The 13,950-nt window shown below is 34.4% G+C and carries 14 protein-coding genes and 2 tRNA genes; 3 read left to right on the forward strand and 13 right to left on the reverse strand.

The annotated features are described in order from the left end of the window. The 6 genes from LPC15_RS05580 to LPC15_RS05605 are packed head-to-tail and all read right to left on the reverse strand — an operon-like array spanning position 1 to position 4,981. A complete protein-coding gene (locus tag LPC15_RS05580; protein ID WP_229234385.1) occupies positions 1 to 324 on the reverse strand; it encodes a V-type ATP synthase subunit F in 324 nt (107 codons plus the stop codon). Between the two features lie 14 nt (positions 325 to 338). After that, entirely contained in the window at positions 339 to 1,484 is a 1,146-nt protein-coding gene (locus tag LPC15_RS05585) for a V-type ATPase subunit (protein WP_229234386.1), read from the reverse strand. Positions 1,485 to 1,498: 14 nt separating this feature from the next. After that, positions 1,499 to 2,095 (reverse strand): V-type ATP synthase subunit E family protein, encoded by a 597-nt coding sequence (locus LPC15_RS05590; RefSeq protein WP_229234387.1) that lies wholly within the window; start codon positions 2,093 to 2,095, stop codon positions 1,499 to 1,501. A gap of 56 nt (positions 2,096 to 2,151) precedes the next feature. After that, positions 2,152 to 2,637, reverse strand: a complete 486-nt coding sequence (locus LPC15_RS05595) for a hypothetical protein (protein WP_229234388.1) — start codon at positions 2,635 to 2,637, stop codon at positions 2,152 to 2,154. Between the two features lie 3 nt (positions 2,638 to 2,640). Further along, positions 2,641 to 4,647: a V-type ATP synthase subunit I gene (locus LPC15_RS05600; RefSeq protein WP_229234389.1), complete on the reverse strand. Its 2,007-nt coding sequence runs from the start codon at positions 4,645 to 4,647 to the stop codon at positions 2,641 to 2,643. Positions 4,648 to 4,651: 4 nt separating this feature from the next. Continuing rightward, the gene (locus LPC15_RS05605; protein ID WP_229234390.1) at positions 4,652 to 4,981 is read right to left on the reverse strand and encodes a hypothetical protein; all 330 of its coding nucleotides are present in this window, start codon (positions 4,979 to 4,981) and stop codon (positions 4,652 to 4,654) included. Positions 4,982 to 5,137: 156 nt separating this feature from the next. On the opposite strand from LPC15_RS05605, the gene LPC15_RS05610 reads away from it, so the two are divergent. Next, positions 5,138 to 5,560 carry a hypothetical protein gene (locus tag LPC15_RS05610; protein WP_229234391.1) on the forward strand — a complete coding sequence of 141 codons (423 nt, stop codon included), beginning with the start codon at positions 5,138 to 5,140 and terminating at the stop codon, positions 5,558 to 5,560. 15 nt (positions 5,561 to 5,575) lie between these two features. Here the strand turns inward: LPC15_RS05610 and LPC15_RS05615 are convergent, their stop codons facing one another. The 3 genes from LPC15_RS05615 to LPC15_RS05625 all read right to left on the reverse strand — a co-directional run bounded on the left by LPC15_RS05615 (position 5,576) and on the right by LPC15_RS05625 (position 8,244). Then, the gene (locus LPC15_RS05615; protein WP_229234392.1) at positions 5,576 to 6,238 is read right to left on the reverse strand and encodes an MBL fold metallo-hydrolase; all 663 of its coding nucleotides are present in this window, start codon (positions 6,236 to 6,238) and stop codon (positions 5,576 to 5,578) included. Between the two features lie 159 nt (positions 6,239 to 6,397). Continuing rightward, positions 6,398 to 7,057, reverse strand: a complete 660-nt coding sequence (locus LPC15_RS05620; protein ID WP_229234393.1) for a molybdopterin-guanine dinucleotide biosynthesis protein MobB — start codon at positions 7,055 to 7,057, stop codon at positions 6,398 to 6,400. Continuing rightward, on the reverse strand, positions 7,048 to 8,244 hold the full coding sequence (locus LPC15_RS05625) for a molybdopterin molybdotransferase MoeA (RefSeq protein ID WP_229234394.1): 1,197 nt from the start codon (positions 8,242 to 8,244) through the stop codon (positions 7,048 to 7,050). Before LPC15_RS05625 ends, LPC15_RS05620 begins: the two co-directional genes overlap by 10 nt. 249 nt (positions 8,245 to 8,493) lie before the next feature. Here LPC15_RS05625 and LPC15_RS05630 point away from each other — a divergent pair. Then, positions 8,494 to 8,605, forward strand: a tRNA-Met gene (locus LPC15_RS05630). Positions 8,606 to 8,628: 23 nt separating this feature from the next. Here the strand turns inward: LPC15_RS05630 and LPC15_RS05635 are convergent. After that, complete coding sequence (locus LPC15_RS05635; protein ID WP_229234395.1) at positions 8,629 to 9,921, reverse strand: magnesium transporter; 1,293 nt, start codon at positions 9,919 to 9,921, stop codon at positions 8,629 to 8,631. 264 nt (positions 9,922 to 10,185) lie between these two features. Then, a tRNA-Lys gene (locus tag LPC15_RS05640) sits at positions 10,186 to 10,259 on the reverse strand. Between the two features lie 330 nt (positions 10,260 to 10,589). On the opposite strand from LPC15_RS05640, the gene LPC15_RS05645 reads away from it, so the two are divergent. Then, positions 10,590 to 11,741 carry an acyl-CoA dehydrogenase family protein gene (locus LPC15_RS05645; RefSeq protein ID WP_229234396.1) on the forward strand — a complete coding sequence of 384 codons (1,152 nt, stop codon included), beginning with the start codon at positions 10,590 to 10,592 and terminating at the stop codon, positions 11,739 to 11,741. Positions 11,742 to 11,748: 7 nt separating this feature from the next. Here LPC15_RS05645 and LPC15_RS05650 read toward each other — a convergent pair whose 3' ends face one another. Further along, positions 11,749 to 12,639 (reverse strand): radical SAM protein, encoded by an 891-nt coding sequence (locus LPC15_RS05650; protein ID WP_229234397.1) that lies wholly within the window; start codon positions 12,637 to 12,639, stop codon positions 11,749 to 11,751. A gap of 208 nt (positions 12,640 to 12,847) precedes the next feature. Then, positions 12,848 to 13,912: an ACR3 family arsenite efflux transporter gene (arsB, locus tag LPC15_RS05655; RefSeq protein ID WP_229234398.1), complete on the reverse strand. Its 1,065-nt coding sequence runs from the start codon at positions 13,910 to 13,912 to the stop codon at positions 12,848 to 12,850. Positions 13,913 to 13,950 lie beyond the last annotated feature (38 nt).

Here is a 13,950-nt window from a genome sequence, read left to right on the forward strand (position 1 = left end):
TTATCCCTCATTTTTAATAATATCAACACCAATAGCTCTTTTAATAAGCATAGATATCCTATCTTCCCTTTCTATCGGTCCCATATAATCAGGAATCTCTATAATAAGAGGTAAGACCCCTCTCTTTGATCTTTTAAAATCTTCTACAATTGTTCTATTCCTCTCTTCTATTCTTTCAGTGATAAAAATAATTCCAAAATTATCTTTTTCTAACTCGTATAATCTCTCTTGCAGGTTTTCCTCACCGAAGGTATAACCAATCCCGCCTAATTTAAAACCAGTGTTTGTAATATCATCGCCTATTATTGCTATCTTTTCAACCATTTTTATATCATCTCTCAGCTTGTTGTAATAATTAACGATCTTATACTTTCTGGTGGCAGGCCAAAATATTTTGCAGTCAATATCTTTTTAATATTTTCTGCCTCTGCGGTCTTTACAGCTAAAAACCCAATTATCGGTCCCATACCAAAAGGATGACTAACTGAGATAGATTTACCAATACTTAAAATCAATTTTTTTAACGCATCATCAAAGACCGATAAACTTTTTGTGCTGTTGTATAGAGGTAAAACCTCTTCTAGTGGTTTATAAAACTCTGTATTATCTAATTCGTTGATTATGCCATCTATATCAAGTTCATCAAAATTTTTGCCGATATTTTCAAGTAATCCGTCTATCAAAAAAGGTTTAATCTCTTCATAACTTATTCTATCTTTTTTAGCTCTTAAGAGCAATTTAATGTTCTCTGCTTCTAACATAGTAGTAAAATATTTCTTAACCTCAAATTCGTTAGACGGAAGAGCATTCAAAATTCTTTCGTAGACAACTTTGTATAGCGCATTCTCCAAATAAGCCAGATTTTTTGTCTCTCTGTATTGTGGAAGATAATCCTTTAGATCAAAGTATGTTCCATCTAAGCTCACCAGAAACTCATCAATCGTTTGCAAGTCCACACTACTTACGATTTTATCATATAACGGGCTTTTAATTATGTTTTTTGTGAGATCTTCCAGATTCATACCCTTTTTTCTGACCTCTTTGAGATATATATCTCTTAAAACATATTTTAGGTTTCTTGCATCCCATCTTGTCATCAATATCTTCATAAGATTCAGATCTTTTTTAGGTATAAAACCTTCGATCTCATGATAAAGATTTGATAGATAGCTATCGATCGAGATCTCGAAATCTTCAGGATTGTTTGATGGAATATTCTGCAAATATTCCGCATAATCGGTATTCTCCAATATAGAAAAGACTTCAGATAGAGATGATACAGCAATCATCTCATCAAAAAGATCTTTTTGAATGAATCTAGCCTCTTTGGCTCTTATCCTTGCATTAGGGTATATATACGGTACTATATTTTTCAACTTCTTTATAGATGCATAAAGAAATAAAAGCCCTGCAATACCCAAGATTATCACAAAGATCGATAGAGCCTCACTATCGACAACACCTAAAAATCCAGATAATGCCATAATATCTACCTTTTTTATTCAAACAACATCTTAGCAATATCTGCTCTAAGTCTCTCCATAGACCTTTCCAATCTCGTCTCCAAGGTGTTATCCACCTCGACATTTTCAGATCTAACAATCACTCCACCGATACAATCTATTGGTTTGCCTATAATATAATTTATATTACCAAGAATCTTATTTAATCTATCTGCATGCTTCTCTAAGGTCTCTTTATCTCTCTTGTTTACCAAGATATCCACCTTTTTTTCATCTATAATATCTACAGAGGATTTAATAAGATCTAATAGCTTTTTTTCATACTCTTTCGATTTCACAATCTCTCTTAGTTTATCGATTGCTTTATCTATAACTTCTTGTATAATGCGCTCTTTCTCCTCTAAAAACTCTTTTTTTGCTTTTATTCGCGCATCCGCTAAAATTCTCTGTTTTTCCCGCTCTGCTAAGTTTTTACCTCGATCTAAGATCTTATTTTTCTCTTTTTCAGCATCTTCTTCTTTTTTTCTTCTAATTTCTGCGATCTTTTTTTCGGCATCCTCCATAATCTTTCCGATCTCTTCTTTTGTTCTTGTCTCTATATCCTTGATAATAAGCTCGGCACCTGTTGACAATGTAAATCATACCTCCTAAAAAAAATTTGAAGATATAAGAATGAAGTATTCTTAATCTACATCAATCCTATACCTACTAACAATAGTATTGCAACAAGCAAAGAGAATACCGCAAAAGTCTCTGACATAACTGTTAAAACCATTCCAGAACCAAAAGTTTCAGGCTTTTTAGCAGCCATTCCTGCAGCAGCACCTGCAGTTATTCCTTGTCCAATAGCAGTTATACCACCTAAACCGGAACAAAGGCCTGCACCCAATGCTACCATACCCACTTCTATAGGTACTTCCCCTATCGTGCCACCGAGCAGTCCTATACCGATCATTATCAATACACCTGTAAGAAATCCGTATATTCCTTGCGTCTGTGGCAAGGCTTGATATATCAATACCTGCCCAAATTTGTTCGGGTCTTCAGCAAGAACACCCGCTCCAGCCTCACCCGCTATACCTACACCAAGACCGGAACCGATTGCAGAGATACCCATTGCTAATCCTGCCCCAATAGCGGCAAGCCCTAAACCACTAATTCCTTCTACAACCATTTTTTATTCCTCCATTAATAAAGTTTTCTCTCTTCTTTCTTTAAAAGGTATAAATTCGCTACCTTCTCCTTTAAAAAACTTACCAAAAAATTCTACATAATGTAGTCGCATAGTATGTACAAAACCACCAAGCGTTTGTAATGCCCAATTAAGCAGATGTCCCAAGATAGCTATAATAGCTGCAATAATTATCCCGATACCCGGACCTCCTGCCAAATTGGCCAATGCGTTGAAAGTTAAAGCCATACCATATGTACAGAGACCGAGCGCCATCAATCTGACATAGGATAAAGTATCACCGAGCATACCAGTTATCTGGAAGAAGAACATACCTTTATGACCCCATACTAGTAGAATCAAAGCAACTACACATAAAGCAACGATAAAGATATAAGATGAGTTGAACAATAGTAACAAGATCGCTGGTTGGATTAAAATGAACCAGAAATCTCCCAAGAAAGCATCTTTGATCTTTCTTTCTTTAAAATTCTCTATCATGCTTATTATGATGCCGATATCAAGATGAATAACCCCGATAAGAATGGAAAGTATCAGGAATATTATGATGCCTGGTTGCCCTATGAGTTGTGGTAATATACCTCCTTCACCCATGGTCTCAAAAAGCACGATTGAATTCAATCCTGTCCAGCCAAAGTACTCTACGAATAGATCTCCAAACCATCCTCCTGTGATAGCGCCTATTATCATGGATACAATCCCAGTGCTAGTAAATATAACCCCGAAATCTCTATAGACTGTGTTATATTTTCCTCCGCCTCTTAAAAGTAAAAGACCAAGTATCAGGTTTATGAAGCCATACATAGCATCCGTGAGCATCAGAGAGAAGAATATCATGAACCCTATTGCAAGAATAGGTGTCGGATCGTAAGATCCGTATCGTGGAATAGAGAATAATCTTGTTATAAGTTCATAATTCTTAAATATCCATCTGTTATTTAATTTAACCGGTACATCCTCAGACGGATCTGGATCTGAAAGGCTAAAATACACTCGTCCATTAGTGATATTGGTTAAATAATCGAGTTGGCTAACGCTTGATTCTGGAATCCATCCCTCTAACAAAAATGTTTTATCGGTTTTTAAAAAGTTAGATTTAACATCCCGTCTATCTTTCTCCAGAGATAAAAGTTCCAGATACGCCTCTAAATCCTTTCGATATTTATCTGATGCACCAATAATTATATTCTGATATTCACGTTTTTTATTGTTCAGCCCTTCTTTCTCTTTTTCAAGATTATTTAATATATCCCGCGGTCTTCCTTCCACGCTCTCTCCATTAAACTCTGTATGTATCCTTTCAAACTTACTGCGTCTTAATGTATTCAACACCGCATCAAAATCTTCTTTTAGAGATACAACTACAATTACGGCCTCTTTGGAATCTGGAATATCTTCTCTGTAGAAAAATATTTTATCTGTTATCTGCCCGATCTCGTCGATCAACTTATCGATAAATTCTGTTTTGACAATACCTATAAGGGAAGAAGTATATCTCCGATCGGATAGTAGTCCAAGATCGATATCAAAGAAAGCAATTCTATTTATCTCTTGGGCAAACTTGTTTATATCATCTAACCTCTTATTGATCTCATTTATCTTATCTAAAGGGTCATCTATCTCAATTTTAACTTGTTTTATTATTTTATCCGTCTCAGTTAAGAGGGTAGCTCCATATAAATCGGATGTTTTCACCAATTCTGGTGGTGATGGATTGAATAATTTTTTAAAAAAGCCATCCTCTTGTTTAGGTTTAACCGATTTGAAACTTTCCAATATCTTATTTAGCAATCCAATCTTATTATTAATCTCACCGATATCAGGATCTACATCATGATGTTTTAAGATAGAACTCCATTCTTCGTCATCCAATCTTCTACTTGCATCATTTATTTGGATGGCACCTTGCCGATGCAACTCTTTAATAATCCGATCTTTGTATTCATCTGTCGATATCAGATGAATCTCTTTCATTTTAACTGTTCTTGACATTGAATCACCTAAACAAGAAATCTATAGCATAATCTACTGCATCATCGATTTTTGGTCTTGATATCTCTTTAAGTCGTGCAATATCCCTCTTGCTTTGGGATATTATCTTTTCAGCATCCTTTTCTGCACTGCTTCTTGCTTTTTCTATCTCAGCATCCGCCTCTTTTTCCGCATCAGAAACAATTTTATCATAAAAAAGATCCGCATCTTTTTCCGCATCACTTATCCGCTTTTTTGCCTCCTCTTCGGCATCTCTAACCTGTTTAATACAATCATCCTCTTTATCTTTAATCTCCCTTAGAACCTCTATAACCATTTCCTTCTCCCTACCCATATGAAAATTATTACTATTATTTAAATTTTGTCTAAGTATTATAGCCAAACTATAAAACAAAAAGATGCATCGATAAATCTCTTTTGTTTAATCGTTAGACATATATTTAAATAGATTATTATTTATCATACATATATTATAAAAAGAGGAATACAAATGAGAAAAAATCTCTTAAAATGCATAGGATGCCTTTTGATGATCCCATCAATGCTTCTCATTCTGCAATCTGTGAATGCAGTAGAGATAGACAAGATCGGAGAAAAAAGTGTATATCCAAAGATAATATACATTCAAGGTGAGGTTAGCCCAAATAAGATAGATTTTTACTCTCTTGAATATCTGAGAAAAGGAGCGGCTGTTACTATTGAATTAGATCAACCAAAAACTTATGGGGATAGCGCAAAGATAAGGATACTCGACAGGATGTCCCCACAGAGTGATATTTATCCGAGGTGGACATCTGTCTATAACGGACAGCCTTATCAATATATCGTACCTTACAGTGGAGAATATATGATACAGATAAAGGGATCTTATCCATATACAGGATATTCGGGCGTTATAACAATAGTTAATTGATCTGATAGCGGAATCTCATAGAAAAATAACGTTACCTACACCTATTTTTTTAATGTTTGATAAAATTTTTTCGATCTTTTCAATAGGTGTACAGTGCATGAATGCTAAAAAAGGAAGATTTTTTAACATGAATATATCCGTCTCGTCCAAAGAATGAACTCCGCCAATGATACCAAATATATTCCCTTTTTTAGACACAATTTTAAATATCTGAGCAATACTTGAATGGGCACAACCAGTTAAAACTAGAAATCCTTCGCCCGTTTTTATTGCCAAAGATTGTTCCTTTATCGATTTACCAAGCGGGCCTGTAGAAAATATTTTCTCGCTTATATATGTAGGCTCTTCTACTATGATTAGATTTGCCATTTTTTTAATCTTTTTAAGGATATCGGGTGAAAAAGAGCTTAATCCATAAACATCTATGTCAGAATTAAGTTCAAGTATATCGAAGAGACCACCTATATGTTCTTCATGATCATGAGATATTACAATCTTTTTAATGCTTTTTATATCTACTCCTAACGCTTCCATATTATCTAACAAGATTCTTCCATCTCTTCCCGCATCAAATAGTAAATTCTCTCCATTTATAAAATAAGACAATCCCCTATCGGCTTTAATGTTTCCTCCATAGTAGTTTGTACGGTCGTCATAAACAATTGTTAACATCGTCATTGTTAAATCACTCTATCTTTTGCATTAAACAAAAAATCGAAATTTTTCAAGTTTTAATAATATAATTTTTTATATTCAACATCTTTATTTCTTGATATAATACTATCGTTATCAATTTGTGATAGATTACAGGACATCTATAAGATAATAAACTCCTGATCAACTATTCTTATATACCAATTCAAGTTTTTCGATATTATTTAATGATGATAGTAGACCTATAAGTGTATTTTTAGTCAATTCTCTAACGAGTTTACCCATAGGTATCTCTTCATCATTCATTATTATTTTTATATCTTTTATATCTGAGAGATAGATACACTCGTTTAATGATGCGTCCCCTTTATAGATACATTCGGCCATCTTTTTACAGTCTAATCCACATTTCAAACAATTTAATCTGGGTAATTTTTTGTATATTCGTTCTATCTCGATCTCTTGTATAATATAATTCAAAATTTCTTCTTTATTATCCCCTTCCAATACTATATTCTTAGCGTTAATATTATCCAATGCTATCTTGAGGTTATCTTCATCATTAAACCCCTCTACAAGGATGACATTAGGAGAAGACATATGTTCTACTAGATTAACGGTATCTATAAAATTTAGAGATCGTTTAAGAATGATGATAGTCTCTTTATCTGATGAACCGACAATAACACTAACGCCTGCATTATCCATCGTTTTGACTTCAGCCCCTGCAATATGTTTTATAGTAGCCACCTTGAAACCTTTTTCCATTAATCTATGTGCAATAGATACAATCATACTGGTCTTTTCTGAGTTTGATCTTCCAATAAAACCGATTATTGCCATAGATATACAAATACCTCCGATCCTTTCTCAACTATTTTTAAATCGCCTGGTATATAGATAAATCCATCCGAATTAGATATGCTTGTTATCATGCTCGATCCTTTGAATATTGGTATAGCATCCCCATTATGCAACTTTACAGGATAGATCATCGTCCGTTCATCTTTTAATATAACCTTTTCAGACATTTTTGCTCTCACCTTTATAAATTTTTTTTCAGGCAATCGTGCCATAATCCTAAGTGCTGGTAATAAGAGAATATATGCATTGATAAAACAAGATGTTGGATTGCCTGCCAACCCAAATATGGGTTTATTATCAACGATACCGAAAAATACTGGTTTTCCTGGTTTCATCGAGACACCATGAAATTTTATCTCACCCAAATCTTCTATAACCTCGGTTAAAATATCTCTACTTCCTACAGAAGATCCTGCAGATAAGATTATCATATCTTCTTTTAGAGCCTTTTTTATAAGATTTTTTACATCATCAAACCTATCTTTAGCAATTCCATACGATCGGGCTATCCCACCATTACATGATATGAGAGAACTTAACGTATATGTATTGACGTCATATCTATCTCCTTTGTTCAATATGGACCCTATCGGTTTTATCTCGTTGCCTGTGGATATTATCCCGATTCGTGGTTTATCAAAGACATTTATCTCTTTCAGACCTAATGCAGCAATAACACCTATCTTGTTAGGACTTAATACCTCTTTACTCTTTAAAACAATCTCGCCTCTCTTAAAATCGGATCCTTTTTTTGAGACATTAAGAAAGGGTTTAACAGGCTCAAAAATCTCTATCTCATCACCTATTCTTCTAGTATCTTCAAATTTTACTACAGCATCGGTTCCATATGAAATCCTCGCACCTGTTGCCACTTTTACACAACAACCAGGTTCTATAACTATATTCATAGTATCTTCTGCAAAGATAGTTCCCACAATCTTAAACCTTCTTTTATCCGTTGTTTCTTCCGATTTTAATGCATATCCGTCCATTTCAGATCTGTTATATCGAGGATGGTCAAAATTTGCTACTATATCTGTAGCCAACACCCTACCAGTAACCTTTTCGATAGTTACTCTATTATTCCTATCGATCGGATTAATATTATCCTTTATTATTTCTATTGCTCTTTCTATAGATATCAGATTATTTAATCCTCTTTTCATAAGTAAATCTCTCCATTCTCAATCTATTCTGTTATATTTTATCATCTAATTTATTATTAAAATATATTATCAAGATATACTTAAGAATAATGTCGAAGTACGGAGTGTGTAAACTAATGGCTTTAAATGGCGAGGTTTTTATATCAAAACTTCCCATAGCAATAAACAAAAAGATTATATATAAACAGAAGATCTTTGTTATTTACCTTGTTACAAAGATAAAGTATTAATAATAGACGATGTTTTAATGCCGGGGTGGCCTAGCTGGTTAGGGCGTCAGACTCATAGGGTGAATCTGATAAATGATTAAAAAGACGCCTGGGCAATCTGAAGGTCGCGGGCTCGAATCCCGCCCCCGGCATCTTAATAGTAAAGTACCTATTTTTATCCTATTAAATATATTATGTTCGATGATATAATCAGACAGGTCGTTCCAATAACATCCATTATACTTGCAATGAGCGGGATGACTATGTTATCGGGATCTAATCCAAATTGCCAAGATAAATAGATTAGCAGATACGAGATCAAGAGCGAGATTAAACTTATGATCATTCCCGTTATAACACAGATATAAAAGAGATTAGAGAATCCTGGACTGGATATACCAAAAATAAAAGAGATGATATGCAATATTATAGACAATACAAGAGATATACATATAGATAAAAAGATATACGGAAAAAATCCTTTAACTGCATCAAAACTTGGTAAAAATCTAAATTTTATAGTCATTCCTGTATAAAGTGATGATATCATCCTTGATGCAAAAACTCCTCCTAAATTGCCACCCCATGTAGAAAAAGATGGTACTGCTATCAGTATAACAAGATAAACTACTGTTATCATATTAATATTGTATTCCAAGACGATACCACTCACTATTGTGATAATGATACAGATCATCAATACAGGGAGCGACTGAATAATAGTATCTGCCAAATTTTTCTTGGTTAATCCATATATTAACGATAAGACACTGGCTGATATAAAAACAAGTAGTAAGATTACGTATGCTGTATTGTATCCTTTTATGAAAGAGCAGAAGATTGATGCAAAAAAAAGTATCGGTATCGTAACGAGATCACCGAATGCCGCGATTAAAGGAGTACTGATGTTATCAGGATCCCATCCTCTTTCAAAACTCTTAGATGCTATGAATACTGTGTAATGCCTTAATATAATATTTGCTAGGATTCCTGTAGTCATAGATATCATTATCAAATCCTGAAAAGGCATCATTTTAAATTTGAAGACTTTACCGATGATATATCCAATCAATGCTATTAAAAAAGATATATTTAATGTCTGTATGATTGAAACGATCCTATTTTTTTTAATTATCGGGTCTTTATATATATTCTTGAATTCTACCAGATTTATCTCACCGGTATGCATCCTTGTAGAGATTCTAGATCCAATAGAGGAGAATATGTTTCCACATGAGGCTCTTGTAGCAGGAATTATAACCATCAGTCCAGGAAGAGTAAAAAAAAGATCTTTGATACCGCCGAGAAAAACACCTGCAAAAAGTTCTATTAAAATAGCAATAATCAGAGCAAAAAAGCCTTCTTTTATTATTTTAGATGATTTTCTTATGTTCTCTTTTATAGCCGTGGCTACTTTTACATCGTATAATATTGCAATAGATACAGATATCTTTTTTAGATACATCATTCATACCCACGGTATCTGGAGGTTTCTTTCTCATCTTTGTGTCTATTCGCTCCTTTTTAAGAACAAAACTATTTTTAAATTTTATATTTAAAGTTTATCATCTATATATTCTTGGATATATAAAAAGGTTTTATAGTTATAATATATATTATAATAATTAATTTTAGTTTTATTAATTTATTGTTGAATAATTTAAATATTGTAGGTATATCCTTCATTCAGGGTTCAAAAAATATATTCAACATTGTACAGGTAAAAAAGATACGGGCCGAGAGGGATTCGAACCCTCGACCTACAGATTAAGAGTCTGTCGCTCTACCTAGCTAAGCTACCGGCCCATCTTATAAAAATAATCGTATCTTCTAAACACAACATAAAGAAGAATCGATATTTAAAACTTCTGTCGGTATTTGTTTGATATTTATAATAGAATCTTATATTAAACTTTACTTTTCTCTATAAAAACATAACACAATGTATAAATTATATAATTAATCGATGTTTAACTTAAATCAATATCTATAAAACGGGTTTATAAAGATGCTTAAAAATAGATTTTTATAATTTGCCTAATATTTATTAATGAATAAAAAAAGTGAATTAAGAAGTTTCATAAACTTTAAATAAACTAAATACATCGATTAACTAATAGTAAAGGTGTCATAAAAATGGAGTTTAAATTAACAGAAGAACAACAAGATATAGTTAATGCAGTACGGGAGTTTGCAGAAAAAGAATTCGATATCGATTATGCAAGAGAATGTGATCAACAACATAAAAAACCGGTAGAATTATTTAAAAAGGCAGCAGATAACGGATTTATATGCGTACACTTTCCAGAGGAATATGGCGGGCAAGGTTTAGGCTGGTTTGAAAATGCTTTAATCGTGGAGACGCTTTGCAGGGTAGATTCTACATTAGGCACTGCAACATTCTTACCTAAATTTGCTAGCGAGCTTATTCTGTTATATGGTAATGAAGAACAAAAAAATAAGTATCTACCAAAAGTAACCAGTGGAGAATGGATATCTTCAGGGATGTTCACCGAACCAAATCATGGTAGTGATATTGCAACATCAGACACTACCGCTGTTTTAAAAAATGGAAATTTGGTTATTAATGGGACTAAAACGTTTATTACTAACGGAGAACTTGCATATTTTGGCACAACTCTGGCTCAAACACAAGAGGGAGCAAAACACAGAGGCCAAAGCATGATTATAATAGACGATCTCCAAAATAGGAATGGTGTATCTATTACAGACGTAGGATTGAAATTTGGTATTCGTTCTTCCAGTACCTGCGAAATAGCGTTCAGCGATGTAGAAGTACCAGAAGAGAATCTTCTTGGAGAAAAAAACAAAGGTTTCTATCAGGCAATGAACTTTTTCAACGAGAGTAGGATTGAAATAGCTGCTCAAGCACTTGGAATTGCTGAATGTGCTTTTGATAAGACTTTATCATACATAAGAGAGAGAAAACAGTTTGGAGTTCCGATAGGATCGTTCCAGGCATTACAATTCAGAGTAGCCGATATGGCAGCAAAGATAGATGCCGCTAAATTGCTTGTGTATCGGGCAGCATGGAAAGCCGATTATGATAAACCAGATCCGGTGTTTACCGCTATGGCAAAACGTTTTGCATCCCGTGTAGCGGTAGAAGTAGCTGATGAAGCGATGCAGATGCATGGTGGTTACGGATATATGGCGGAGTACGATGTAGAACGGGTTTATAGAGATGCAAAGATCACGGAGATTTACGAAGGTACCAGCGAAGTTCAAAGAATGGTTATCGCCAACAATATCATCGGAAAATTATAGATGAATATTACTCATAAACCTGTTCCTGCACATCACACCCCAATTTACCGATTGCATCCGCTCTACATTGTCTGCAATGCTTCATTTGTTTGATAATACCATCTAATTCGGCTTGTTTTTTCCTTATTTCTTTAACTGTTGGGGATCTTAAATTTGCAAACTTATACTGTGGAATCAGAGGGATTATGTTCTGAAGATACACACCCAGCTCTCTTGCTTTCTTTGCTATATCTATGATATGGTCGTCGTTTATTCCAGGTATATATACGGTATTTACTTTAATGATCATCTTAAGTTCGATTGCTTTTTTAATCCCTTCCAATTGATTATCAAGCAGTATTTTAGCCCCCTCTTCTCCTGTAAAAATCTCATCATGATAATTTATAAAAGAGTATATCTTAGCTCCGATCTTTGGATCGACGGCATTGATAGTAACTGTAATGTTTCCAACATCTAACTCATTTAATAAATCTACTTTTTCAGGAAGCAACAATCCATTGCTACTTAAACATTTAAGCAAATGTGGAAAATTCTCTTTTATTAATTTAAGAGTCTCAAAAGTTTCATTATTGTACAATGGCTCGCCTGGTCCTGCAATTCCGATAACCTTTATATATGGAAACTTTTTTATAGCGTCTCTAACGTATTCTACCGCCATTTTTGGTGTTATCAATTTACTACAAACACCAGGGCGGCTCTCGTTTACACAATCAAAATCTCTTATGCAGTAGTTACATTGCATGTTACACTTTGGAGCGACTGGAAGATGCATTCTCCCATACAGATGGCATGCTTTCTCATCATAGCAGGGATGCTCTTTTATTCTCCGCATCTGTGTTATTAAAAGTTCTGGATCTATAGATGATGATGTTTCAGTCTTGTTATCTTTATCGGTCATGGTATCACTTTTTCATGTATTTATGAATAAGTTATTAAAAAACGTTTGCCTATTTTATCAATAATTTCGTTCGATCGATAGATTTTTAGAAAGTGTCAAATGGATTTGAAACTATATATACTAACGCGGTAGACGAAGTTGTTGATGCTGATTTTTACAAATAGCACACTCTTTAGCGGTTAATTCTTTAGACGCATCCAGAAAGAACCTATCTGAAAAAGCTCTTTGTTTTTTTGCATAGCCACACAAGAAATAGCATTATGGGTACTTCAGTTAACACTCCAACTACAGTAGATAGAGACGCCCCAGAATTAAGACCAAAGAGCGTTGTTGCTGTTGCTATTGCAACTTCAAAGTGGTTACTGCCCGCTATTATGGCGGTTGGAGCTGCATCTTCATAGCCAAGCCCTATAGCTTTTGATAGAATGTAAGCTATAGAGAATATGACTACAATGTTTATGAATATTGGAACAGCGAGCATTCCTATGATGGCTGGCAGCTCTATTATAGCATTGCCTTGGTAAGCAAAGAGTACGACAAGAGTTATCAGCAGAGCTATTATTGAGGTTCTGCTCAGTGAAGGTACCAGACGCTCTTCAAACCATACCCTTCCTTTTGCTTTCAGAGCGTACCACCTTGTAAACCAGCCTGCAGCCAGCGGAGCACATATGTAAACAATAACTGTCAGAGCAATAGTCTCCCATGGTATGATTATGCCAGATATTCCAAGAAGCAGGGTTGCAAGTGGGGCATACAATATAACCATCATTATGGTATTTATCGCTGTCATGACAAAGGTGTGGCCCATGTTTCCTTTAGCCAGATAGCTCCAGACCAGCACCATTGCCGTACATGGTGCCACCCCTAATAATATAAGACCTGCATTATACTGTTGCGTTAGCGGTATTACCCCCTGCAGGGTCTCGGTGCTTGTTGCAGACATAAATCTCAAGAATATCACGTTTATGAACAGCCATGAAAAAAATGCCATTGTGAATGGTTTTACAGCCCAGTTCATCACAAGGGTTGCTGCTATGGGTCTCGGAGACCTCAGAGCATTTTTTACCTCTCCAAAACTTATCTGAACCATTATCGGGTAGATCATGAAAAACAGGCATATCGCTATTGGTATTGAGACATGTGCTATTTCTATTGCAGCCAGAATATCGGATATCTGTGGAAACATTCTACCTAAAGTAGTTCCTACAGCTATGCATAGAAGAACCCATAGACTAAGATACTTCTGCCATAATCCAAGTTTCATCTTAGTCATTTTCTATTTCTTCTTTTCTCAATATTAAAAAGGTTTAC

It is taken from the genome of Candidatus Methanoliparum sp. LAM-1 (assembly GCF_020885915.1).
In the GTDB taxonomy this organism is placed as follows: domain Archaea; phylum Halobacteriota; class Methanoliparia; order Methanoliparales; family Methanoliparaceae; genus Methanoliparum; species Methanoliparum thermophilum.

Excerpts from the sequence above, each read along its gene's own strand:
- LPC15_RS05580 (WP_229234385.1), bottom strand. The coding sequence starts at position 324 with ATGGTTGAAAAGATAGCAATAATAGGCGATGATATTACAAACACTGGT.
- LPC15_RS05585 (WP_229234386.1), bottom strand. The coding sequence starts at position 1,484 with ATGGCATTATCTGGATTTTTAGGTGTTGTCGATAGTGAGGCTCTATCG.
- LPC15_RS05595 (WP_229234388.1), bottom strand. The coding sequence starts at position 2,637 with ATGGTTGTAGAAGGAATTAGTGGTTTAGGGCTTGCCGCTATTGGGGCA.
- LPC15_RS05600 (WP_229234389.1), bottom strand. The coding sequence starts at position 4,647 with ATGTCAAGAACAGTTAAAATGAAAGAGATTCATCTGATATCGACAGAT.
- LPC15_RS05605 (WP_229234390.1), bottom strand. The coding sequence starts at position 4,981 with ATGGGTAGGGAGAAGGAAATGGTTATAGAGGTTCTAAGGGAGATTAAA.
- LPC15_RS05610 (WP_229234391.1), top strand. The coding sequence starts at position 5,138 with ATGAGAAAAAATCTCTTAAAATGCATAGGATGCCTTTTGATGATCCCA.
- LPC15_RS05615 (WP_229234392.1), bottom strand. The coding sequence starts at position 6,238 with ATGACGATGTTAACAATTGTTTATGACGACCGTACAAACTACTATGGA.
- LPC15_RS05620 (WP_229234393.1), bottom strand. The coding sequence starts at position 7,057 with ATGGCAATAATCGGTTTTATTGGAAGATCAAACTCAGAAAAGACCAGT.
- LPC15_RS05625 (WP_229234394.1), bottom strand. The coding sequence starts at position 8,244 with ATGAAAAGAGGATTAAATAATCTGATATCTATAGAAAGAGCAATAGAA.
- LPC15_RS05635 (WP_229234395.1), bottom strand. The coding sequence starts at position 9,921 with ATGATGTATCTAAAAAAGATATCTGTATCTATTGCAATATTATACGAT.
- LPC15_RS05645 (WP_229234396.1), top strand. The coding sequence starts at position 10,590 with ATGGAGTTTAAATTAACAGAAGAACAACAAGATATAGTTAATGCAGTA.
- LPC15_RS05650 (WP_229234397.1), bottom strand. The coding sequence starts at position 12,639 with ATGACCGATAAAGATAACAAGACTGAAACATCATCATCTATAGATCCA.
- arsB (WP_229234398.1), bottom strand. The coding sequence starts at position 13,912 with ATGACTAAGATGAAACTTGGATTATGGCAGAAGTATCTTAGTCTATGG.